Here is a 24,690-nt window from a genome sequence, read left to right on the forward strand (position 1 = left end):
GTAGCTAAAGATCAGGTTATTCGCCGTGTACCATATACTATTGGTGAAAGCCAGGTAAATCCGACAGGTGTTGCATCTGGTGTTACCAAACTTGGTGGTGCCGATAATGAAGCTACCCGTTTATGGTGGAATAAATAAACATAGGATTCCCGAATCCTGGAGGTCTTCCTGTTTTTCAGGAAGACCTTTTTTTGTGAATAATTCCGGTAAAAACTATCTCAATATTGTCAATTTTACCACATTCACTGAATAAAATCTGTGCTGTTTTTAGTTATAATGACAGGACTGTACATAAGCTTTGGCCTAAGCACAAAATCTCCGTTAATTTTTTTTTTTTTTTCCGCCTCAGCAGGTGCGGTAGGCACAGTCCAAGCCATACCATTAAATTAATAGCATTCCCGAACCTTCGGGACAGCGGCGGCATTTATTCGTTTTTGTCTATTGTTTTTAAGGTACTCATGGTCTCGTTGTTCCTCCTCGGCATGTTACTTTTCTGCTGCAGGAAATTATATAGAATAATTATAAGTTAGGAATAAGATTATAATTCCTACAATTTCAATTTTCTCCGGACACAAATGAATTTATATCGCTCCAATGATCATTCAATTCATTTTATAAAATAATATAAGTCTTCAGAATATTTCCTTACAGAGCTAAAATATTTTTTTTATATTTAATGATTCACTATTAATCACGGCACTTGGGAATAAATTATTTATTGTTTCTTATCATAGCTTTTTTCATTATTCCAGAATCTTTTTATTTTAAAAAGCTAAAACCCCAAATGGATAAATTAAATTTTCAATCATCCGTGTACAACAAAATATATTAAGATGCTAAAATACATTTTTGCTGCTGCTCTTTTGAGTCTTGTATTGAGTGGCTGTACTAAGAAAAACGACAAACTGTTCAGCTTAATGGATGAAGATGAAACCGGTATTGATTTTCGAAATTTGCTTCAGGAGAGTGATGATATGAATGTAATGAACTATTCATATTTCTATAACGGTGCCGGAGTTTCTGTTGGTGATATAAATAATGATGGCCTTCAGGATTTGCTTTTTACCGGTAACATGGTTAAAAACCGTCTTTACCTCAACAAAGGAAATTTTGAATTTGAGGATATCACAGATAAAAGTGGTATTGCGAGTATGCAGGGATGGTGTACCGGTGCAACTATGGTTGATATTAATGGTGATGGGCATCTCGATATTTATATTTGCCGATCGGCAGACATAAATCCTGAACGAAGAAAGAACTTATTGTTTATCAACAATGGTGATCTGACATTTACTGAGAAGGCCGAAGAATATGGCCTTGCAGACCATGGCTATTCCACACAGGCTTCATTTTTTGATTATGATAAAGATGGTGATCTGGATATGTTCCTGATCAATCATTCCTTACAACAATACACAACCGGTGTTCAGGAAAATGTGCAATTGAGAAAAGAACAGAATCCTGATTTTGCCAACAAATTATATAGAAATGACAATGGTAAATTCAGGGATATAAGTGCCGAAGCCGGCATTACATCCAATGTGTTGACTTTCGGTTTGGGACTTGCTGTTTCGGATATAAACAATGACAGCTGGCCTGATATTTATGTTTCAAACGATTTTAATGAACCGGATTATCTGTTTATTAATAATGGGGATGGTACTTTTACTGATAAATTGACAGAAAGTATGTCGCAGATTTCCATGTACTCTATGGGATCGGATGTTGCTGATTATAATAATGACGGTTTACCTGATATAGTAACGCTTGACATGCTTCCTGAAAGTAATGAGACTCAAAAAATGCATTCGGGAGCTGAGAATTTCGATAAAATGCAATTTTTGTTCGACAAAGGTTTTTATTATCAGTTCAGCAGGAATATGCTTCAGAAGAATAATGGTGATGGAACTTTTTCTGAAATCGGACAAATTGCAGGAATATCCAATACTGACTGGAGTTGGGCAGCTTTATTAACAGATCTGGATAGAGATGGAAAAAAAGATCTGTTTGTGACTAACGGATATGTTAAGGATTATACCGACATGGACTTCCTGAAATATACAATGGACGAAACTATTCGTTCCAGACAACAGGGAAATGTACTAGTTGCAAAGGATTTTATTCAAAAGATGCCAACCATCGTTCAGCCAAATTATGTCTTTCAAAATGTTGGTAATGACCGCTTTGAGAAGAAAAATAAAGAGTGGGGGCTTGATCAAAAAGGTATTTCAGCCGGTGCAGTCTATGCTGATCTGGATAATGATGGCGATTTAGACCTTGTTGTGAGTAATACCAATGATTTTGCCAGTGTCTACAGGAATAATTCTGAATTGTTGAATAAAAACACCTATCTGAGAGTTCAATTAAAGGGTGATCAACAAAATTCATTGGGTATCGGTGCAAAGGTAATTTTGTATGCCAAAGGTGTAAAATACTATCAGGAACAAATCCCGGTCAGAGGGTTTCAGTCTTCAGTAGATCCGGTATTAAACTTCGGACTCGGTGAGAATCAGCTTATTGATTCATTGTTTATTGTTTGGCCGAATGACAAGAGTCAGATCATCAAAGATGTGAAAGTTAATCAGACCCTGACACTTGATCTTAAAAATGCTAATCTTGATTTGAAATTTATTCCGATTCCATCAGGTGATACATATTTATTAGGTTCATCTTCTGTTAATTATATTCATACGGAGAATCAATTCAATGATTTTACGGTTCAAACCTTGCTACCAAATTATCTTTCAAGACCTGGACCTGCCATGGCCAAAGGAGATTTTAATGGTGATGGAATAGAGGATTTGTTTATCGGAGGTGCTGCAGGCCAGGCCAGCGCTTTATTTACGCAGACTACATCGGGTGATTTTATTAAAAAGAATTCCGGTTCATTGGAAACAGATGCCCAATATGAAGATACTGCTGCAGAATTTCTTGATATAGATGGTGATGGCGATCTTGACTTGTATGTTGGAAGTGGTGGCTATGAATTTGGACCAGATAGTCCCTGGCTTCAGGATCGGGTATACATCAATGATGGCAAGGGTAATTTCACAAAGAAAGCCGACGGGCTCCCTAAAATGTTGAGCAGTACCGGCACAGTCAGATCATCTGATATCGATGGTGATGGTGATCTGGATTTGTTTATTGGAAGCCGTGTCGTGCCCGGTATGTATCCTAGTACTCCAGAGAGTAAAATTCTGATCAATGACGGAAAGGGTAATTTTTCTGATTTAACTGATAATATTGCCCCTGAGATCAAATTTGCTGGAATGGTAACTGATGCTGTTTGGATTGATGTCAATCAGGATAAGGTAAATGATCTGATTATAGTGGGTGAATGGATGCCTATACGCATATTCCTCAATCAAAAAGGTAAGTTAGTAGACAGATCATCCGAGTTTATAAAATTTGGATCCTCAGGCTGGTGGAATACAATTCATGTTGAAGATATGGATGCAGATGGCGATCAGGATCTGGTGATTGGAAATTTGGGACTCAATGCACAGTTTAAAGCGAGCGAAAAGGAACCAATGAGCATTTATTACAAAGATTTCGACGAGAATGGCTCTGTAGATCCTATATTCTGCTATTATATTGATGGTGTTTCTTATCCGGCAGCCTCAAGGGATGATCTGATGGATCAACTCCCAAGCCTTAAGAATAAATTTCTTGAATATCATAAATATGCCAATGCAACAATAAATGATTTGTTTACTCCTGACCAGTTAAAAGATGCCAAAGTGCTTAAAGCAGAGCTGCTTGAAACTGTCTATTTAGAAAATACGGGTAAAGGTTTTAATTTGAAAAAGCTCCCCGTTGAGGCGCAATATGCACCGGTATATGCTATTGCTTCTGCTGATGTGGATAAAGATGGGAAGAAGGATTTGTTATTAGCCGGGAATAATTCCTGGACCAGGATTAAATTTGGACATTTTACATCAAGCAGCGGTACACTACTTTCAGGAAATGGCAAAGGTGAATTTACCTATGTTCCTCAATGGAAAAGCGGGCTCAACATCAGAGGTAATGTGAGAAGCCTTGAAGCTTTCTCAATTGGAAAAAAATCAGGGCATCAGTTTATTTTTGGTATTAATAATGCCCCGGTTAAAACTATAAAAATTAATTAATTTAAAACCCGGTTTATGTTGTTTCAGATGTATTAATATTCTGTCACATACTACCGGAATCCAGTATCAGCAAAACTGAAGTAAATATTAACTATGAACAAAAAGGCGTTTGTTGTTTTATTATGTGGAGTAGCCACTTTGTTTTTTCTCTCTTTTAAATCCAATAGTCCTGTACAGGAACCCTGGAAAGCACCTGATTCAGCAGATACAATTAAAAGTCCGTTCCCTTTTACACCTCAGGTAATCAGGGAAGGTGAAAAATTGTATAACACGCTATGTGTTTCCTGTCATGGAAATACCGGACTTGGTGATGGACAACCGGGCAGGTATAAAATACCTCCAGCAAACTTCCACAGTAAGCAGGTAACTGATCAAAAAGATGGCGCCTTGTTCTGGAAGCTAACAAATGGTAAAGGTAATATGCCAGGCTATGGCCTTGCCTTCGATGAAGAAAAGAGATGGCAATTAATAGCATACATTCGGCAATTCGCAAAGCAGGATTTGAATCTTACTGTTTCAAAGCCGGTTTTACCGCTAAAAAACTATCGGTTTGATAAGAATTTCTCAACCCGATATTTCCCACTACCTACTAAGGTAAGTAATGTATATAGTTCTGAGGAACAGCTCTTTATGGTTGATACGGTAGTAAAAAACCTGGTCAGACCCTGGAGTATGGTTTTTATGCCTGATAATTCAGTACTGATAGCAGAGAGAAGTGGTAAATTATTGAAAGTAAAAGACGGGAAAGTTCAGGCCAATCCAATAGGCGGCAATGTTCCAACAAGCTTACGTGATGTTAAGCTTCATCCCAACTTCGAAAAAAACAGAATTATTTATTTATCTTATTTTATAGAGCCAACAACACCCGGTACCGGATATACTGCATTGATGAGAGGAAAGCTAATTGGAGACAAGCTGGTTGAGGAAAAGATGATATACAAAGCAGGGCCTTTTAAACGTAATGGTGACTGGTTTGGAAGCAAAATCGAATTTGACGATAAGGGATTTTTATACTTTACGGTTGGAATACATAGTGACAGAATGAATTCGCAAAAACTTGATGCGCCAGATGGTAAGACCATGAGGCTCCATGAGGATGGCAGTATTCCTAAAGATAATCCATTTGTGAACACCCCCGGAGCTTTGCCTGAGATTTATACCTACGGAAATCGCATGCATCAGGGCTTTCGAAAGGATCCTAAAACAGGGCGACTGTTTTTTGTGGAGTTTGGGGAACTTGCAGGAGATGAATTGAATATTTTAAAACGCGGAGCGAATTATGGCTGGCCTCTCGTAACATTCAGCCTTGAATATAATGGCTCAATAATTTCTGAAAGTCCGTATCGTGAAGGCATGGAACCACCGATTCATCATTACGCTATCGCTCCATCAGATCTTGATTTTGTTTATGGAACCCGATATCCGGCATGGGATGGTAATATTTTCATTGGAGGACTCGCTACCAAGAAGCTTTATCGTGTAGTTATGAAAGATGATAAATTTGTACATGATGAAGCTATGCTGCATAATCTGGGCCGAATCAGAGATGTAAAATATGGACCTGATCAATTTTTATATGTAATGACTGAAGATACCGGTATTCTGGTCAGATTAGTACCATTGAGCAAGATTTGACTCAGATAATTATAAATTATTAAGCCGGAATCTTACCTAAATTAAAAATTCAAATTAAAGATATGAAACGTAGAAATGTAATAAAGGGATTAGCCCTGTTTCCTCTTGCTGCTGGAACAATTACCCGGGAATCTGTTTTAGCTGCTAGTCCAGGTTCAGGGCTCAGGCAATCATTTACTGTTCCATTAACTAAAGCGGAAAGTATTACTACGGAATCTTCATTTATGGCTGAAACGAATATTTTTCGATCTATCGGTGTAGAACCCATTATTAATTGCCGGGGAGCTTATACAATTATTGGTGGATCGCTGGAACTTCCTCCCGTTAGGGAAGCTATGGAAGCAGCCTCCCAAAACTTTGTTCAGTACGATGAATTAGCCGAAGGAATAGGACAAAGGCTTGCAGACCTGACTAAGTCTGAGTGGGGTATGGTTTCGTCAGGATGTGCTGCAGGAATGAAACATGTTACTGCTGCTTGTGTAACAGGTGGCAGCCCTGAAAAGCTTATCAGAATTCCAAATCTAACCGGATTTGAAAAGAATGAGGTGATTATTCCATTATACTCCCGCAATACCTATGATCATTCTATTCGAAACATAGGCGTTACCATAATTCATGTATCAACACCTGAGGAACTCGAAAGGGCGATCAATCCAAGAACAGCAATGATTTACGTGAATGCTGTTAATGGTTCTTTTACAGGGCAAGCGTTTTCTCTTGAGGTGATTGCAGGTATAGCCAAACCTAAGAAGGTGCCGGTATTAATTGATGCAGCAGCCGAAAATCTGACAATACCTTCTGTCCATCTTGAACGAGGTGCTGATGTGGTGGCATATAGTGGAGGAAAGGCCATGCGGGGACCTCAGTGTGCGGGATTATTGCTTGGAAATAAAGAAATTTTAATGTCTGCATGGCAGGCAAGCTCACCTCATCACGGTCCCGGCCGCGATAATAAAGTTGGACGAGAAGAAATGATAGGAATGATGGCCGCAGTTGAAACCTGGATAAGGCGGGATCATGAAGCTGAGTACAAGAGCTGGCTCAGCCGACTGGATGTAATTGCCAAAAAGGCTCTGACCGTTCAAGGTGTAAAAACCAATGTTACCAATCCAACAGAGCTTTCTAACAAACACCCTACCTTATGGATTAGCTGGGATCCTGCTAAGCTTCATGTTAGTGCATATGAAGTGGCCGAAGAAATCAGCAGTACTAAACCCAGAGTTGCTATCGGATCCCGTGATGAAAGCAATGGGGATACTACTATTGATATTGTTTCAAGTCATATGAAAGAAGGTGAGGATGTAATAGTAGCGAACAGGATATATGAAATACTTTCCAGAAAGCGAAGCCCAAGAACCGAGGCAATGACTGCTCCCGCATCAAATTTGACTGGAAAGTGGGATGTTGATGTAAGATATTTTAATAGTACTGTTAAACATAATTTTACACTTCAGCAGGATGGTAACTGGATTAACGGAACGCATAAAGGCGATTTTGATCTACGCGATATAAACGGAACAATTGAAGGTAATCAGATCAAATTAAGTAGTGTCCTGAGACTTCCGGGTGATCAGATCACTTTTTACTTCTCAGGTACGCTAAACGGAAACTCAATTACGGGAGATATACATATGGGCGAATACCGTACAGCTACATTTACTGCAAGTAAATCGACAGATAAGCCGGCCCGGAAAAAAGTGCTGGTTCCTAAAGGGCCACCTCTGGCTACCTGATTTTATATTTTTTATTGCATTTGGATTTTTTAATTTTACAAAACTTTCAAAGTGATATTAACCCGGAGAAAAATTATTTAAGAGTAAATAAAGAATTCTAAAGCTTTAATGGTTGAAAATTTAATTTGAAATGAAAAAAATTTTATTGGCTGTAATTATTGGTTTTTTGTTTGGTAGTTGTGCAAAGAAAGCTGATTACGAAGCTGTATTTTCAAATCCGGAACAATACTCTAAAACTGTAGGATTGTTGACACAGGTCATTACTCATGATATTTTCTCTCCCCCGGTTGCAAGCAGAATTTATGCCTACAGTAGTATCGCTGCATATGAGGTTATTGCAAGCCAGTCAAAAGACTATAAGCCCCTCAGTGGTAAAATTGAAGGGCTAAATGTTTCTGCTGCAAAAAAACCTGTTAATAAAGAGCTTTCAGCGATCCTGGCTTTTATGTATGTTGGAAAGGAATTAACATTTTCAAAGGACTCGACCCAGAAAATTATCGATAATCATATTCAACTTGCTGAAGTTAGTGGTATGCCGGAGGAGCTTTTAAATAGCTCACAGGAATATGCTCTTGAAGTAAGTAAGGCAGTTCTTGATTGGTCTAAAAAGGATAATTACAAGCAGACACGTTCAGCAGTAAAATATACTGTGAATAACAAAGAAGGAAGATGGGTTCCAACTCCGCCTGCATATATGCCTGCTATCGAGCCTAGTTGGATGAAAATACGTCCCGTTCTGATCGATTCTGCAAGTCAGTTTTTACCTATACCACCTTCTAAATTTAGTAAGGATAAGAATAGTGATTTCTATAAACTGGCAACCGAAGTTTACGAAACCGGTAAAAACTTAAGCGATGAACAAAAAGCAATTGCTGATTTTTGGGATTGTAACGGATTTAAAGTTAATGTTTCAGGTCATGTGATGTTTGCAACCAAGGCTATGACTCCTGGCGGTCATTGGATGGGTATTACTGGTATAGTATGTACTGCACAGAAAGCTGATTTTGATAAAACTGTATTTGCTTACGCAGGTGTTTCTATTGCTGTAATGGATGCATTTATCGCCTGCTGGAATACAAAATTTACTTATGATCTGGTAAGGCCTGAAACCTATATTAACAATTATATGGATAATGCCTGGAAGCCCTATCTTCAAACACCTCCATTTCCTGAATATACCAGCGGACACTCCATTATTTCCAGTGCGTCGGCTACGGTTTTAACTAAAATATTTGGTGATCATACGCCATTTGTTGATACTACAGAAAGAGCATGGGGTTGGCCTGACCGGAAGTATGAAAATGTTAAACAGGCTTCGAACGAAGCAGCTTTGAGTCGTCTCTACGGTGGAATTCATTATCGCGAAGGCATGGAAGTAGGGATAATCGAAGGTGAAAAAATTGGTGAACTTGTATTCAGTAAATTAAACTAATAATTATCCAGACTTTTAATCTACTTTTTCCGTTAATTACTCATAATAAAATCAGATACTTATCTCGATTTCTGTTTTTTCGGGCTATCTGTCACGATTTTAAGTTTTAATTTTAAATTCGGGATTTTTTAAATAGAATTGTGCCATACAATGTTGTATGCTTAAGAATCACGTTACCAAAGAAATGAAAAGAATTTTAGTGTTGGGTGTTTGCGCCCTTTTTGTTGCCTGTAGTAGTTCTTCTGAAAAGTCCAGCGATGCTGATACAATAGCTTCAGTAGATGTAGACACAGTTAGTATAACTTCTTCAGCTGCTGATCCAATTATTTCAGAACCCACAAGCCAGCCTGCTACTGTTAAAGTGTCTGAAACAAAAGTTACCGAGGTGAAAGCCAAAGATAAACCTGCTGCAAAAGAAGTTCAGCCTGCTGAGCCTGTTAAGCCTGTAGTTGTTACAGAAGCCAGAGACACAAAAAAGGGGGAGACCTTAATTTCAAAATCAGATTGTTTTGCCTGTCACAAAGCAAATGAAAAGCTATTGGGCCCAAGTTATAAGGAGGTAGCAAACAAGTACGGAGATACTAAAGCTAATGTAGATTATCTTGTAACTAAGATAAAAAATGGCGGTAGCGGAGTATGGGGAGCTATACCGATGTCACCACACCCTGCATTATCAGATGAAGATGCTGAGGCAATGGTTCATTATATTTTGAGCCTGAAATAATTAATATTCAAAGGTTCTGAGAATATTGTCGATTTTCAGAACCTTTTACCACATTCGGTAAAAACTCGCTCACTGTAACATTTTTCTGTGTTATTGCACTCCTGTTAAGATAAGTTTAAATTGCACTATTAATTTAATTGTTTCATAGGGGATACCCTTTGAATTTTACTCATATTATTAATCCGATTTTAATAGTGAATGTTATGAATAAGATAGAAAATACTTCAGCAATGAAACCATTGAGCCTGACTTTTCTTTTAGTCAGTATTGTGTTTTTCACAAATGCCCAGGATTCTAAAACCCCCTTGTATAAATCTTCAGCTTTAACAGATCTAAATGGTTTTACCAGAGGAATTGAAGGTCCTGCAGTGGATAAGGCAGGTATTTTATATGTAGTTAATTTCGCTAAACAGGGTACAATCGGACAGGTAAGTCCTGATGGTTCTGCAAGCCTTTTTGTTGAACTCCCATCAGGAAGTATCGGAAATGGAATTCGATTTGATAGCAAAGGCAATATGCTTATTGCAGATTATACAAATCATAATATACTGAAAGTCAATATGTCAACTAAAAAGATTTCAGTCTTTGCGCATAATTCCAATATGAGTCAGCCAAATGATATTGCTATAGATAATAAAGACAGGCTGTATGCAAGTGATCCAAATTGGGCAGCAGGGACAGGTAGGATCTGGCGGATTGATACCAATGGAAAATCTACAAAACTGGATAGCATGGGGACTGCGAATGGTATTGAGGTGAGCCCGGATAATAAATTGTTATATGTTAATGAATCAGTCCAGCGTAAAATTTGGGTTTATAATCTCTCGGATAAGGGAGAAGTAAGTAATAAACGACTTTTTCACGAATTCCCTGATTTTGGTATGGACGGTATGCGCTGCGATATAGATGGAAATTTATACGTAACCCGACATGGAAAGGGTACTATTGCCAAATTATCACCTCAAGGAAAATTGTTGTCTGAAATTACCCTGGCAGGAAAACTACCAAGTAATATCGCATTTGGAGGCAATGACGGATGCACAGCCTATGTTACCTTACAGGATAAAGGTAATGTTGAAAGCTTTAGGGTTGATAAACCAGGCCGTGAGTGGCTGATGTCAAAAAAGAAATAAATATTAATTTAAGTATATAAAAATGAAGACGGAAAGAAGATCAGTATTAAAAAAATTATTTGCTTCTGTAGTAGGGGTAACCGGATTAGGTGTAGTGGCGAATGCTAAAGGGATTGAATCATCACCAGAAAAAGTTGTAGGAAATATTTCATCCGTTCAAAATGTTCCAATGTTTTCCGGACACGTAATTCATAATGGATTAGTTTATATCGCAGGGAAAGGTGCCCATACTGCGCCATTTGAAATTAAAGCACATACTGAGATTGTTCTTAAAGAACTTGAGAAAGAGTTAATTAAGGCTGGTTCTTCAATGGAAAAAGTATTGAAAGTTACGGTATATCTTAATGATATTGCAGATTACCAAGGTATGAATGATGTTTACAAAGGTCGTTTTGGGAAAAAACCTCCGGTTCGTTCTACTATTGCTGTAGCTAAAGGTGGTGTTCCAGGCGACTCACTCGTGGAAATGGATGCAATCGCGTATATTTAATCTTCTAATGATATTTGAAAGATTAATAATTCCTGATTAATTCAAATTATTGCGGCCAATATGAGTTTTCTGAATTTGTATTGGCTGTATTATTGTCACAAATGCTCAAGATTGGTACAAATTTTATCTCAATGAAAAAGTATAAATTTTACACTCTTTTATCGTTCTGCGCTGTTAGTGTTTTCATACTATCTGCTTCCACTAATTATTATCCACTTAAAGATAGACAGGCGGATTCAAAGTTTTTAACGGATACTGTAAAGCAGCTTGCATGGTTAGCACCGGAATCAGCTGACTCCCTCAAGAATCCTGTTGCAGTGTCACAGGAATCCATTTCTAAAGGAGAAGAATTATATAATATGTATTGCTTTTCTTGTCATGGAGATACAGGTTATGGAGATGGCCCTGCCGGTGGATCAATGGGTGTCAGACCTGCGAATTTTCATGATCAGAAGGTAATGAAGCAAAAAGACGGAGCGTTATTCTGGAAATTAACTAACGGAAAAGGCAATATGCCCCCTTTTAAGGAAGCCTTAACTGAAGAACAACGCTGGCAATTAATTGTCTTTCTTAGGGAATTAGGCAAAACAGAATAGCTAAAAAATGCAAGTCAAGCAAGGCATATACGTAATTGGACTGCTGATTACTTTAATGGCTTCCTCTGTTTTATACGCACAGAATGATTCTAAAGCGAATGAAACAAAAAATCCTTCACCAAGATTAAACCCGGTAGTTCAATCAATTCCCGTCCCCTTGCGGCCGGATATTTTGATCGAAAAGTATGCAGACATAGAAGCCAATGCTGTTCGTCTATTAATTCATCCTATTTCAGGCGATTTTTATTACACCACATTTGAGGGTGGTGTTTTTCAAATCACAAACAAGAATGGATTATTGATTTCAGAAAAAATTCTGACAGTAGAAGATCACGGAATTAATAAATTACAAGGTGCTGTATTTGCTGGTTCTGATCTGTTTTTATGCGGAAATACTACCGAGAATAATAACCGGGGTACACGGGGAAGATTGGTCCGATTTTCAATTGTACCCAATAGTAGTCCCAGAATGACAGTTGTATTTAATACCGAACCATACGGCTTGAATGCAACAACCTGGGATCATGGTTGGAATGCACTTGTACTGAGTCCTGATGAACAATATATTTTTATCACTTCCGGCTCCAGAACCGGGCATGGTGAAATTCAGGATGATAAGGGAGTATACCCAAATGCCCGTGACAATGCTTTAACTACTAAAATTTTCAGAATCCCTGTCAAAGCAGAGAATCTGTTATTGCCCAATGATATAAATAAATTAAAGGCAGATGCTTATCTCTATGCTGAAGGAATTCGCAACGCCTATGATATGGCCTTTGATCCTGAAAATAATTTATTTGCCGTTGTTAATTCTTCAGACTATGATCATGCTGAAGATATGTTTTGGGTTAGACAAGGGCGGCATTATGGATTTCCATGGATTATGGGAGGTATAGAAAATCCACAACAATATCCTGATTTTATGCCCGATCCTAAAAAGGACCCATTTCTCCCTGCGACATCTCATGGGATGCTAATGAAATATTTTCGGAATGATCCGGATTTTCCTAAAATACCTGAGGGATTAAAATTTACTCCGGGGGTTCAAAACCTTGGTCCGGATGCCAATGAATACAGAGGTCATTCCGGTAAAATACTTGATGGAGATAATACCGGAGTAACTATCAGTACGTTTACCGCTCACAGTTCTCCATTAGGTCTTGTTTTTGATACCAAAAGAGTACTTTCTAATGAATTTAGGGGTGATGGCTTCGTGCTTAGAAACACTCTTGGAGCTAAATCGAGTTTGATGAAACCGTTTACAGAGCAGGGTAGAGACCTGCTTCATCTCGACATGACATACGATAAGGGAAGTGATAATTATTTTGTAAAAACAACCCGGATTGTGGATTCATTCAATAATCCGACAGATGCTGTTTTGCTGGGAAACTCCTTGTATATTATTGAATATGATGCCAGGGCTGGAAGTATCTGGAAAGTCACTTTGCCTGCAGGTTCTAAAAAGGTCAAAAGAGTAAAAAAGAAAATATGAGCAGGAAAATTCCGGGCAAAATCAAAGAAAACAGCTAATCTGATTATTTTTTAAATAATTTTTGTTTATTTATAAATTAAATTAAAACTATGAGAGTTAAATTATTATTATCATTTGTATTTGCTTGTGTTACTTCTCAAGCTTATTTATTTGCACAAACAATTCCAAAGGAAGAACTTATATTTTTAACCTCCGAATGGAAGGGCGAACGTTTTCCTGATGGCCGTCCCAAAATTGCCGACAATCTTCTGGAAAGGGCAAAAAATATAGGCCTGGATGATGCCTGGCAAGTATTGAAAGTATCTGGTTATCTCAATCAGTTTGAGCATGGATGGAAAACCCTGAACGATGAAGTTATGACCGGAAGGGCAGTAACTGCTATGTATATGCCAAATCGTCCTGACCTGGAAAAAAACATTAAAGAAAGAGGTGTAAAGCAGGGACGTGTTGGTAATACAAATACCTGGCCAATTGCAGTATTAAAAAAGGGAGATATTTATGTTGCTGATGCTTTTGGAAAAATTAATGGAGGTACGCTAATTGGAAGTACTCTTGGGACATCAATTTTTGCTAATTCAGGCAATGGGGTAATACTTAATGGTGCAGCGAGAGATGTACCGGGATTGGAAGAGATAAAAGGATTCAATGCTTTTGTGAGGGACTTCCATCCTAGTTTTATGGAGGAAATGCTGTTGATGGGCTTAAATACCCCAATTCGTATCGGTAATGCGGTTGTTATGCCTGGTGATTTAGTAATTGCGGCTAAAATTGGCGTTTTGTTTATTCCTGCACATTTAGCAGAGCAAGTGGTATCGACTGCTGAATTTGTAGTTAGAAGAGATAAATATGCCTTTGAAGTTATCAAATCAGGAAAATATTCAGGTGGTCAGTTGGACGCTGAATGGACTGAAGAAATGAAGCTGGATTTCCTGAAATGGATGGAAAGACATCCTGAAGAAGGAAAAATGACTAAAGCAGAACTTGATGTAATCATGAGCAAAAGAACCTGGTAATTTTACGATTAAACATTATTCACTTAAACTAAATATTTCAAACATTGAAACAGCTAAACCTCCACTCAGCAGCTTTAGGTATTGCCGCTCTGTTATTATTGATTTCTCTGGGTCTTATTTTTACGGGTAATATAGAAAGCGCCGGACCCATAATAATATTTTTCTTCCTGGCCATGGCTCTGGGTTTTAGAGGTTTTGAGGCACTGAAAGGTTTATCCTATACCACTTTAATATTTGCAGCTGTGGTAATGGCATTATATTATCCGGTCTATTTTATAACAGTTGGAGATTTTAAGCTAACGGGTTTAATTACTCCTCTTATCCAGATTATTATGTTTGGTATGGGTACTTCAATGAGCGCAAAGGACTTTGTAGCCGTATTTAAGACACCTAAAGGGGTTTTCGTAGGAATCATAGCTCAATTTTTAATTATGCCGGGAATGGGTTATTTCCTTGCTACAATGTCAAATTTTCCACCCGAAATAGCTGCCGGTATTGTATTAATTGGTTGTTCGCCAAGTGGTCTGGCATCCAATGTAATGGCCTATTTAGCTAAAGCCAACCTTGCCCTTTCGTTAACAATAACATCAATTGCAACTCTATTAGCACCGATTTTTACTCCATTACTGATGAAGTTATTGGCAGGTCAATTTATTGAAATAGATATGATGGGAATGATGTGGGATATTGCAAAAATGATCATTATTCCGATTGGAGCAGGTTTATTGTTTAATAAACTCTTTGCAGGTAAAGCAAAATGGCTGGACGACGCATTGCCAATTGTTTCTATGACAGGGATTGCATTAATTATTGTGGTTATCACAGCTGCAGGCCGTGATAGTTTGCTGGACATAGGTGCATTATTGATTCTGATTGTGTTGATTCATAATATATTTGGATATACTTTAGGATTTTGGTTCGCACGTCTATTCAAGATGCCTGAACGTGATGCACGTACAGTTGCACTTGAGGTGGGAATGCAAAACGGTGGACTTGCTTCGGGTATTGCGAATAGTTTAGGTAAAATCGCAACTATGGGACTAGCACCTGCAGTATTTGGACCATTGATGAATATCACGGGCTCTATGCTGGCTTCTTACTGGCACAGAAGAACTCCTGAAGGGTATGTTGAACCGGAAATTGAAGGAGAGGTTAGATCTCATTAAAATCGTATAGATATGAAGAAAATTGGATTATTTTTTGCTTTAATGATGTTTGTTGTAACAAACATTTATTCACAGTCAAAGTCTGAACAAGCTGTTGCAACTGCAGTCACTGCGCTACATAGTAATGTAGTAAATCCTGAGCGGATAGCTTTAGACTTGTTGGTCTCTGATGCATTGTCCTATGGTCATTCAGCTGGAAAGGTTGAGAATAAAGAACAGTTTATTGACTTTTTATTTAACGGCCCGTTTAAGTTTACTTCGATCAACACCACCGATCAAACAATTCGGGTTAGTGGAAAAAATGCTGTTGTAAGACATGTATTTATTGGAAAAGCCACAAATGCAGGTGTTCCTACTGACATCAGATTAGGTAATCTGATGGTATGGAGAAAAGAGGGCGGGAAATGGAAATTACTGGCAAGACAGGCATTCAGACTATAATCATACCGGGATTGTTATCCCATAAATTTTTTAAAAGTGCGCATTTTTCCATAGCGCACTTTTTTTATTTTTTCAAAATTTCAAAATCTAATTTTCAAAATGTTAAAACCTGATAGCTTAATATTTGATCTCGATGGCACCTTATGGGATGCCCTTGATACCTACCTTGAATCGTGGAATGAAGGTGCCAAAATTGAAAACCTGAACCGGGTTTTTACACGGGATGACTTGCATTATGTAATGGGTTGGGAACGATCTAAAGTGTTGAGCCATTTGTTCCCTGAGATGGATGAGGAGGGTCGAGAGCGGGTTTATAAGACTATAAACGATTGCAGGCTTAGACTGATGCCTGAACGGGGAGGAGTGATGTATGAAGGCGTACGGGACGGACTCATTAAGCTCAGCAGAAAGTATAAGTTATTCATTGTGAGTAATTGTCCTGAGAACCTGATCGTTGAATTTTTGAAGTGGGCCAATCTTGAGGAATATGTGACAGATGAAATGGCACACGGCGTAAATTCTATGCCTAAGCACTATAATATTAAATTGCTTGTTGATAAACATAATTTAAAATCACCGGTTTATATCGGAGATACATTGGGAGATGAATTAGAGACCAGAAAGGCCGGACTGCCTTTTGTTCTGCTTACATATGGTTTTGGCACTACTGAGGATTTTGATCTTAAATTTGATGATTTTATCACATTTACTGAGTATTTTATGAATCTGGAAGATTAATAAGCTGTATTTTAATCATTATCTTTCTAAATGATCATTTTATTAATCTAAATATGGTTTAAACAATAGTACAAAATCAAAAAGCTATGAAAAAGGCATTTAAAATCATTATGCTTGTACTTGTTTTGCTTGCCCTGCTATTTTTTTTATTTGTCCCTCAATACATTGACCGTTCAAAAAATAAATCCACTATAAATGGGCCATTTGAAAAGATTTCCTGGTATGATTCCATTCCATTTGTAGCAGATCTTCATTGTGATGCTTTATTATGGAACCGAAATTTACTCAAAGAGCATACTTTCGGTCATGTTGATCTTCCACGTATGCAAAAGAGCAATATGGCTTTCCAGGTTTTTACTATTGTGAGTAAGGTCCCGGCAGGTATTAATATTGAACAGAATGATGATCGTTCAGATCAGATCGGCCTGCTTAGTTTTGCCCAATTGCAGTCACCTGCAAATTGGTTCAGTGTTAAAAAAAGATCCCTTTATCAGGCCAATGCATTACATGACTTTGCCGAAAGATCTGAAGGAAAATTCAGAGTAATACAGAGCAAAGCAGATATGAAAGCTTTTCTTTTTGACCGGGCTGTTGACCGGACATTAAGTTCAGGCATGCTCGGTCTTGAAGGAGCACATTGTCTCGAAAATGATCTTTCCAATCTGGATGAGTTTTATAATGCCGGAATCCGTTATATCGGACTGACGCACTTTTTTGACAATGAATGGGCAGGTTCAGCTCATGGGATGAAGAAGGGAGGATTGACTCCCAAAGGGCATTCTTTGCTCAAGAGAATGGAAGAGTTGGGTATTGCCGTTGATCTCGCTCATTCCTCCCAAAATACAATTGAGGATGTGTTTAAAAATTTCAGGGGAGCCATATTAGTCTCACACACTGGTGTCAGAGGGATGTGTGATAATCAGCGCAACTTATCTGATGAACAACTGATAAAAATAGGAGAGCGGAACGGCCTGGTCGGGATTGGGTTATGGGAAACAGCAGTTTGTGGTACTGATGCAGCTTCAACAGCAAAAACGATCAAATATGTTGCTGATAAGATTGGTGTAGATAAGGTGGCTTTAGGATCAGATTGGGATGGGGCTTTTGAAATGCATTTTGATGTTACCGGTACTCCCTTAATTGTCAAAGAACTTCTGAAGCTTGGTTTTTCAAGGGATGATATTGAAAAAATTGTGGGTGGAAATATCAGGGATTTCTTTTTAAAGAATTTACCGGAATAGTGCTCAATTTAATTTAACCTTTTAATATTAGCATTGACTTTTTTCTGTTATTTTATTTCCCGTTTATGAAAAGCTATAATGTTATTTATACCAGTCTATTTATCTTTTTCGCTTCCTGTTCCGGCTCTATCGAGCAAAATGATCTGTATGGCAGATGGAATTATGTAAAGGTAGTGAATGCAGATCCTGAGGATATCACCAGTGATGAAGAGATAAAACAACAATCGCCTGCAATAATTTTCACTGCCAGCAATGAGCTGATCATTGAATGGGGCGGTAAACAGTTGTCTCATGGGAAATACAGGCTGGATGGGAAGATGATCAGGTATACCGAATCACTGGAAGGAGGCCGGACAAGGGAATTTCCATTTTTGATCACTAAACTTTCGGAAACTGAATTAATGTTTCAAACTATGGAAAAGAATTTTACCAGGGTTACAGCAATCAGAAAACGCTGACAGGGTTCTGAATCAACGCTGGCAGGGTTCAAACAACGCTGACTGGGTTCAAATTAACGCTGACAGGGTTCAAAACCCTGTCAGCGTTAACTAATTATTTTTTTAATTTCTTTTTGGATCCTTTATCCTCAACAGCACCCTTGGTTTTAGCGGCTTGCTGTTGCCTCATATAATCCTCCATTCTTTTCTGAAACCCTGAGGTCTTCTTTTCTGAAGCTGGCTTCTTTTTGTTCTCCTGAATCTGAGCATGTATTTTGTTATCATCAACAAACATTCTGATGATATATTGCTGCGCAAAGGTCATCAGGTTGGCAAGGAAATAATAATAATTCAAACCCGCAGGGAAACTGTTCAGTACTCCAAAGAAAATGATTGGTGTGATATAACCAATGTATTTCATTTGACCTGTTGCTCCCGAAACCTGGTTATTAAAATAAGTATAAATTAATGTGGAAATAGTCATTAAAATACACATCAAACTAATATGGTCCCCTAGAAATGGCACTACAAATCCTAAATTAAAGAATGCATCATAAGTTGAAAGATCTTCCATCCAGAGGAAACTGCGCTGGCGCAGTTCAAACAGATTCGGGAAGAAGAAGAAAAAAGCCATGATAATCGGAAGCTGCAAGAGCATTGGCAGACAGCCACCAAGTGGATTTACACCAGCTTTTTTATACAATTTTAAATATTCCTGTTGTAACAGGGTAGGGTTGTCTTCGCCAACTTTGCCTTTGATTTCATCCATCTCCGGTTTCAGTATACGCATCTTTGCCATAGACAGGTAAGACTTATACGTAAGCGGTAACAGAACCATTTTAAGAAGAATGGTGAGAACAAGAATAATAAGTCCGTAGCCCCATCCAAACCCTTCAAGGAAATTGAAAACAGGTAAAACAACCCATCTGTTAATATACTTCAATGGCCAGTAACCAAGATCTATTTGTTTTTCAATATCAAAGCCTTGTTTTTCGAGGATATTTAACTGATTAGGACCAAAATAGAACTCCATTGGAAAGGAGCTGCTTTCCTGTCTCTGGAAAGGTATCTGCATCTTAGCTGCAAAGCTTTTTACAGTCCCGGCATCAGGACTTGTATTAACGCTTAATTCACCCTTATCAAAGCTGTTCTTCGCTATCAGGACATTGGAGAAGAAATGCTGTTTGAAGGAGAACCATTTGATCTTTCCCTCATTCAGCTCTTTTGTTTCCGATTCAGAAAGGCTTAAATAATCAACACTTTCATCACCCTGTTTAAAATAAGCACTTGAATATTTTTGCTCACCAGGCAGATCTTTTTCCTTTTGCTTTAAAACAGCTTCCCAATTCAGGATAACATATTGCTGGGTAGGAGCTACCACATCCTGCATTCCAGTAGTCTGGATTGTAAGGCCAACGTTATAACTTTCACCTTTAAGGCTATAGATATAGTCGATGTATTTTCCTTCAGAATGGGTTAACCGCATCGTCAATGATGAGGAATCTGATTTTGTAACGCTAAATGATTTGCCTGAAGGAACAAAATAAAGATCGTTTGTATTAACATTCTGTCCTGCAGAGCCAAAGATCAATCCGAACTTATTCCCTTCACCTTCAAACATAATCAAAGGCTCCTGGGAATAGGTTTTGAAATCCTTTAATTGAACTGAGGCAATTCTTCCTCCTCTCGGACTGATTCTTACCTTAAGGAACTCATTTTCAAGGATAACAGGTTCATTGCTACCTGATTGCGCTGCTCCGAATGGTCCTGATTTTATTAGAGTGGAATCAATTGCAGGTGATATAACAGCTTTGGCCGTATCGGGCATAGCGGCAGCGGGTGCCGCTTCACTTTTTGTTACTCTTATTAATGAATCTTGTGTTTGTTTTGCTTTTTCTCTTTTGATATCTTCATCAGAGGGTTGCATCAGGTAGGTTGACCCAACTAATATGATTAATATCAAAAAGAGTCCTGTGAAAGTATTTCTATCCATTATTTTTTAGTCTTTTTTGCTAAAAAGCTTACTTCTTTTTAGAATAGCTTAATGCGGCGGCGACAAAGTTAACAAAAAGTGGATGAGGATTATCAACTGTTGATTTTAATTCAGGGTGAAATTGCCCTCCTATAAAAAATGGATGATCCTTTAATTCTACTATTTCAACGAGATTATTCTCAGGATTAATTCCAGATGCGATCATTCCGGCCTTTTCAAACTGCTCTAAATAGGAATTATTGAACTCATAGCGATGACGATGACGTTCAGTAATGCGGCTCTTCCCGTAAATTGCTGCAGCTTTGCTTCCTTTTTTTAGATCACAGGTATATGAACCTAATCGCATTGTCCCGCCCTTATTTTTAATCTTTTTCTGTTCCTCCATCATCGAGATGACCGGATCTTTGGTATCCTCATTCATCTCAATACTATGCGCCTCCTTAAGTCCCAGAACATTGCGGGCAAATTCAATGACAGCACATTGCATGCCCAGGCAAATCCCGAAGAAAGGCATTTGTTGCTCTCTGACATATTTTATGGCTTCAATTTTGCCTTCAATTCCCCGGCTTCCAAATCCGGGAGCAACCAGAACTCCATCAAGCCCCTTTAGCTTTTCAGCTACGTTTTCAGCACTGATATTTTCAGAATGAATGCATTTTACTTTGACTTTACATTCATTTTTTGCACCAGCATGAATAAATGCCTCCGTTATCGATTTATAGGCATCAGGAAGTTCTACATATTTACCTACGAGCCCGATATTGATTTCTGCTGTAGGATTTTTCAGTCGGCCCAGAAAATCTTTCCAGTTCTCCAGATCTGGTTCATTTTTATTTGGCAGTTTTAATTTGCTTAGAACCGTTTTGTCAAGTTGCTCTTTCAGCATCAGCAAGGGAACATCATAAATCGTTGATGCATCGATTGATTCGATAACTGCATTGATATTCACATTGCAAAAAAGTGCAATTTTCTTTCTTAATTCCTGGGGAAGATGGTGTTCGGTGCGGCAAACTAATATATCCGGTTGAATACCATATTCAAGAAGCATTTTAACAGAGTGCTGGGTAGGTTTCGTTTTTAACTCACCTGCAGCTGCCAGATAAGGAACAAGGGTAAGGTGAATAACCAATGAATTACCAGAACCTAATTCCCATCTTAACTGACGCACAGCTTCAATGAACGGGAGTGACTCGATATCCCCAACAGTTCCTCCCAGTTCCGTAATTATAATATCATAATCACCTGTTTCACCCAATATTTTCATATTGCGTTTGATCTCGTCGGTGATGTGGGGTACTACCTGAACAGTTTTGCCCAAATAAGCTCCTTCACGCTCTTTATTGATAACATTCTGATAAATCCTGCCGGTGGTTATGTTATTGGCCTTTGATGTTGGAACATTCAGAAAACGCTCATAATGACCCAGATCCAGATCTGTTTCAGCTCCATCTTCAGTTACATAACATTCACCATGTTCATAGGGGTTTAAAGTTCCCGGATCGATATTAATATAAGGATCGAACTTTTGGATAGTTACCCGGTACCCTCTTGATTGAAGAAGTTTAGCCAGGGAAGCGGAAATAATACCTTTTCCTAACGACGAAGTAACGCCGCCCGTAACAAAAATGTATTTGGTCATGATATCTGTAGGATTTGCTAAGAATGCTTTATTATCTGATGGCTTATTACCGAGTCTCAGACAATAAAAAACATTGTTTTGTACGGGATTCAAAAGTAGTATATTTTTTGATAATTGTATTATTTGTTGAGAAATTGGGTGGTGTTAATAAATGCATTTAATTCAAAATTGAGAGTGGAGAGTGGAGAATGAACAAAATTTCTTTTAATTGTGATATTGTTTTTTTAACTCTCAACTCTCCATTCTCCACTCTCAATTCTTTTCCCTATTTTTGCTTTTATTTAATTATTAATATTTCAATTTGACTTTCAGCGATTTCAATTTTGATCCTCAGTTACTTGAAGGACTTCAAAGTATGGGTTACGTTAAACCCACCCCAATTCAATCCCAGGCAATTCCACTAATTCTTGAACATAAAGATCTGATTGCTTGTGCCCAAACTGGCACAGGTAAGACTGCATCCTATCTTTTACCAGTCCTGCAGCACATCAGTATTTCTGAAAAGAAATATACAAAGGCGCTGATTCTGGCACCTACAAGGGAATTGGCACAGCAAATCGATCAGCAGGTTGAAGGTTTGGCCTATTTTGCAGGAATCAGTTCAATAGCCGTTTATGGTGGTGGGGATGGTATGATTTACGAACAACAACGCCGGGCAATGATGGACGGTGTTGATATTGTAATTGCCACCCCCGGACGATTAATTGCCCACCTCGCATCTGGTGTGATTAAACTTGACCATCTTCAATATCTGGTTTTGGATGAAGCCGATCGAATGCTTGATATGGGATTTTATGAAGATATTTTAAGGATTATCAGTAATCTTCCTAAAGAAAGACAAACCCTGCTTTTCTCGGCTACGATGCCTCCAAAGATCAGAACACTTGCAAATACCATATTAAAGAACCCTGAACAGATTAATATTGCACTTTCACAACCTGCTGCTGGTATTTCCCAGCAGGTTTATATGGTTCATGATAACCAAAAGATTAAATTGATCAGCACCTTGCTGAAAGGCGGGGAATACAAAAGTGTCCTTATTTTTTGTTCGAGAAAGGAAACCGTAAAAGACCTTAACAGAACACTCCGAAAAGAGGGGATAAAATCGGAAGCTTTCCACTCTGATCTGGAGCAGGAACAACGTGAAACAGTCTTGAGAGCCTTTAAAAGCCGTACCTTGCCTGTGATTATTGGTACAGATGTATTAAGTCGTGGAATAGATGTAGAAGGAATCAGTCTTGTAATTAATTTTGACGTACCGCCCGATCCTGAAGATTATATCCACCGGATTGGCAGAACGGCCAGAGCAGAAACAACGGGCACTGCCATAACTTTTGTGAACGAAAAAGACCAGCGTAAATTTTCTTTCATTGAAAACCTTATCGGTAAAGAGATACCAAGAATGACTTTGCCTGAAGAATTAGGGGAAGGACCTGTTTATAGCCCGGGAATGAGGAGACCTTCAACCAGTGGAAATCAGAGGAATGGGCGGAATAAGAAAAAAGTCTGGGTAAACAGGAAGCAGGCCTAGTTCAGATTTTTCCTAAATTTGTCATTTTCAAAATCATTCTGCTTATTTTTATATTAATTAGTACCTGTCATGCATGTTCTGGAAAACGAATTCCTGTCGGTAGGTATCCTGAATAAAGGAGCTGAGTTATGTTCCATTTCCAATAAAATTAATGGTCTGGAATACTTGTGGCAGGCTGAACCTTCGGTTTGGGCATTCCATGCACCAAACCTGTTTCCGGTGGTGGGAAACTGTATGAATAATCAGATTCAGATTGAAGGAATAAAATATCCAATGCAGAGACATGGTTTTGCACGGCATTCAAATTTTATTTTAACTGAAAGTTCAGCTAAACATGCAGTTTTTACCCTTGATTATTCTGAGCAAACTCTAGCAGTTTATCCCTTTAAATTTTTATTACAGGTAGCTTATCACTTGCAGGATACCGAGATTACTATGGATTATATAGTGATAAATAAGGATGATAAACCTATCTTCTTTTCTATTGGTGCACATCCTGCATTCAATATTCCCTTTTCTAAAGATGGGACATACGATGATTATTATATTGAATTTGATCAGGATGAAGTATTAGTCAAACACCTGTTTAATGATGCTGGTTTTTTTACAGGTGAAACTACACAAGTGTTTCTGGATAGCAGGAGACTAAACCTTAGTAAAGATTTATTCAGGGATGGTGCGCTCGTATTTAAGGACTTACTTTCTAAAGAAGTACTGATCAGAAATCATCAAACACCCAATTTTGTATCTGTTTCTTATGAAGATTTCCCATCATTGGGGATTTGGGCAGCTCCCGATGCAGCATTTGTTTGCATCGAACCCTGGCTTGGTTATGCGGATAGTACCGGTGAACTGAAAGAGTTTTCAGAAAAGGATGGAATTCAAAAATTGGAAACTTCTAAAGTTTTTGAATGCAGTTTTACGATTGGGATAAATTAGGTGTTAGTGGAGGTTCTCGCTTTCGCGAGAATGACAAGTATTGTTTGGGGAGTAAGGAGATTCCAGCCTTCGCTGGAATCGAAATGCTGAAACCTTTAATAAATACTGTGGTGCTTTAAATGTTTTTTGTCTATTTAAATGCCGGGCAAGGGTACTGAAAAAATAAGTAGATAACTTAACCCGATTCCAG

Annotated in this window: 20 protein-coding genes; 18 read left to right on the plus strand and 2 right to left on the minus strand. The window is 38.2% G+C overall.

The window, feature by feature from the left end; genetic code table 11:
• Nucleotides 1-18 precede the first annotated feature (18 nt).
• The 16 genes from Q8S11_RS17825 (at nucleotide 19) to Q8S11_RS07095 (ending at nucleotide 18,419) form a co-directional block, all read left to right on the plus strand.
• Complete coding sequence (locus Q8S11_RS17825; protein WP_371135139.1) at nucleotides 19-138, plus strand: SusD/RagB family nutrient-binding outer membrane lipoprotein; 120 nt, start codon at nucleotides 19-21, stop codon at nucleotides 136-138.
• A gap of 695 nt (nucleotides 139-833) precedes the next feature.
• Nucleotides 834-4,127, plus strand: a complete 3,294-nt coding sequence (locus Q8S11_RS07025; protein ID WP_305661375.1) for a VCBS repeat-containing protein — start codon at nucleotides 834-836, stop codon at nucleotides 4,125-4,127.
• A gap of 93 nt (nucleotides 4,128-4,220) precedes the next feature.
• Nucleotides 4,221-5,762, plus strand: coding sequence for a PQQ-dependent sugar dehydrogenase (locus Q8S11_RS07030; protein ID WP_305661376.1), 1,542 nt, complete (start codon nucleotides 4,221-4,223; stop codon nucleotides 5,760-5,762).
• 62 nt (nucleotides 5,763-5,824) lie between these two features.
• Nucleotides 5,825-7,495 (plus strand): aminotransferase class V-fold PLP-dependent enzyme, encoded by a 1,671-nt coding sequence (locus Q8S11_RS07035; RefSeq protein WP_305661377.1) that lies wholly within the window; start codon nucleotides 5,825-5,827, stop codon nucleotides 7,493-7,495.
• Nucleotides 7,496-7,625: 130 nt separating this feature from the next.
• Nucleotides 7,626-8,927 (plus strand): vanadium-dependent haloperoxidase, encoded by a 1,302-nt coding sequence (locus Q8S11_RS07040; RefSeq protein WP_305661378.1) that lies wholly within the window; start codon nucleotides 7,626-7,628, stop codon nucleotides 8,925-8,927.
• Between the two features lie 184 nt (nucleotides 8,928-9,111).
• On the plus strand, nucleotides 9,112-9,651 hold the full coding sequence (locus Q8S11_RS07045) for a c-type cytochrome (RefSeq protein WP_305661379.1): 540 nt from the start codon (nucleotides 9,112-9,114) through the stop codon (nucleotides 9,649-9,651).
• Nucleotides 9,652-9,854: 203 nt separating this feature from the next.
• Nucleotides 9,855-10,784, plus strand: a complete 930-nt coding sequence (locus tag Q8S11_RS07050; RefSeq protein WP_305661380.1) for an SMP-30/gluconolactonase/LRE family protein — start codon at nucleotides 9,855-9,857, stop codon at nucleotides 10,782-10,784.
• 22 nt (nucleotides 10,785-10,806) lie between these two features.
• On the plus strand, nucleotides 10,807-11,274 hold the full coding sequence (locus Q8S11_RS07055; RefSeq protein WP_305661381.1) for a RidA family protein: 468 nt from the start codon (nucleotides 10,807-10,809) through the stop codon (nucleotides 11,272-11,274).
• 131 nt (nucleotides 11,275-11,405) lie between these two features.
• The gene (locus Q8S11_RS07060) at nucleotides 11,406-11,870 is read left to right on the plus strand and encodes a cytochrome c (protein WP_305661382.1); all 465 of its coding nucleotides are present in this window, start codon (nucleotides 11,406-11,408) and stop codon (nucleotides 11,868-11,870) included.
• A 7-nt stretch (nucleotides 11,871-11,877) separates the two neighbouring features.
• Nucleotides 11,878-13,362 carry a sorbosone dehydrogenase family protein gene (locus Q8S11_RS07065; RefSeq protein WP_305661383.1) on the plus strand — a complete coding sequence of 495 codons (1,485 nt, stop codon included), beginning with the start codon at nucleotides 11,878-11,880 and terminating at the stop codon, nucleotides 13,360-13,362.
• Between the two features lie 89 nt (nucleotides 13,363-13,451).
• Entirely contained in the window at nucleotides 13,452-14,375 is a 924-nt protein-coding gene (locus Q8S11_RS07070; RefSeq protein WP_305661384.1) for an RraA family protein, read from the plus strand.
• Nucleotides 14,376-14,419: 44 nt separating this feature from the next.
• Entirely contained in the window at nucleotides 14,420-15,541 is a 1,122-nt protein-coding gene (locus Q8S11_RS07075; protein ID WP_305661385.1) for a bile acid:sodium symporter family protein, read from the plus strand.
• Between the two features lie 12 nt (nucleotides 15,542-15,553).
• The gene (locus tag Q8S11_RS07080) at nucleotides 15,554-15,982 is read left to right on the plus strand and encodes a nuclear transport factor 2 family protein (protein WP_305661386.1); all 429 of its coding nucleotides are present in this window, start codon (nucleotides 15,554-15,556) and stop codon (nucleotides 15,980-15,982) included.
• Between the two features lie 99 nt (nucleotides 15,983-16,081).
• Nucleotides 16,082-16,720 carry an HAD family hydrolase gene (locus tag Q8S11_RS07085; RefSeq protein WP_305661387.1) on the plus strand — a complete coding sequence of 213 codons (639 nt, stop codon included), beginning with the start codon at nucleotides 16,082-16,084 and terminating at the stop codon, nucleotides 16,718-16,720.
• 86 nt (nucleotides 16,721-16,806) lie between these two features.
• Nucleotides 16,807-17,961, plus strand: coding sequence for a dipeptidase (locus tag Q8S11_RS07090; RefSeq protein WP_305661388.1), 1,155 nt, complete (start codon nucleotides 16,807-16,809; stop codon nucleotides 17,959-17,961).
• 65 nt (nucleotides 17,962-18,026) lie between these two features.
• Nucleotides 18,027-18,419: a hypothetical protein gene (locus Q8S11_RS07095; protein WP_305661389.1), complete on the plus strand. Its 393-nt coding sequence runs from the start codon at nucleotides 18,027-18,029 to the stop codon at nucleotides 18,417-18,419.
• A gap of 94 nt (nucleotides 18,420-18,513) precedes the next feature.
• On the opposite strand, the gene yidC is transcribed toward Q8S11_RS07095, so the two are convergent.
• Both yidC and Q8S11_RS07105 read right to left on the minus strand, forming a co-directional pair.
• Nucleotides 18,514-20,391 (minus strand): membrane protein insertase YidC, encoded by a 1,878-nt coding sequence (gene yidC / locus Q8S11_RS07100; protein ID WP_305661390.1) that lies wholly within the window; start codon nucleotides 20,389-20,391, stop codon nucleotides 18,514-18,516.
• Between the two features lie 28 nt (nucleotides 20,392-20,419).
• Nucleotides 20,420-22,030 (minus strand): CTP synthase, encoded by a 1,611-nt coding sequence (locus tag Q8S11_RS07105; RefSeq protein ID WP_305661391.1) that lies wholly within the window; start codon nucleotides 22,028-22,030, stop codon nucleotides 20,420-20,422.
• A gap of 301 nt (nucleotides 22,031-22,331) precedes the next feature.
• Between Q8S11_RS07105 and Q8S11_RS07110 the strand changes: the two genes are divergently transcribed.
• Nucleotides 22,332-23,561, plus strand: a complete 1,230-nt coding sequence (locus Q8S11_RS07110; RefSeq protein WP_305661392.1) for a DEAD/DEAH box helicase — start codon at nucleotides 22,332-22,334, stop codon at nucleotides 23,559-23,561.
• Nucleotides 23,562-23,630: 69 nt separating this feature from the next.
• Nucleotides 23,631-24,500, plus strand: a complete 870-nt coding sequence (locus Q8S11_RS07115; protein WP_305661393.1) for an aldose 1-epimerase family protein — start codon at nucleotides 23,631-23,633, stop codon at nucleotides 24,498-24,500.
• The last annotated feature ends 190 nt before the right edge of the window (nucleotides 24,501-24,690 follow it).

This window comes from Daejeonella sp. (assembly GCF_030695525.1).
Taxonomy (GTDB): domain Bacteria; phylum Bacteroidota; class Bacteroidia; order Sphingobacteriales; family Sphingobacteriaceae; genus Daejeonella.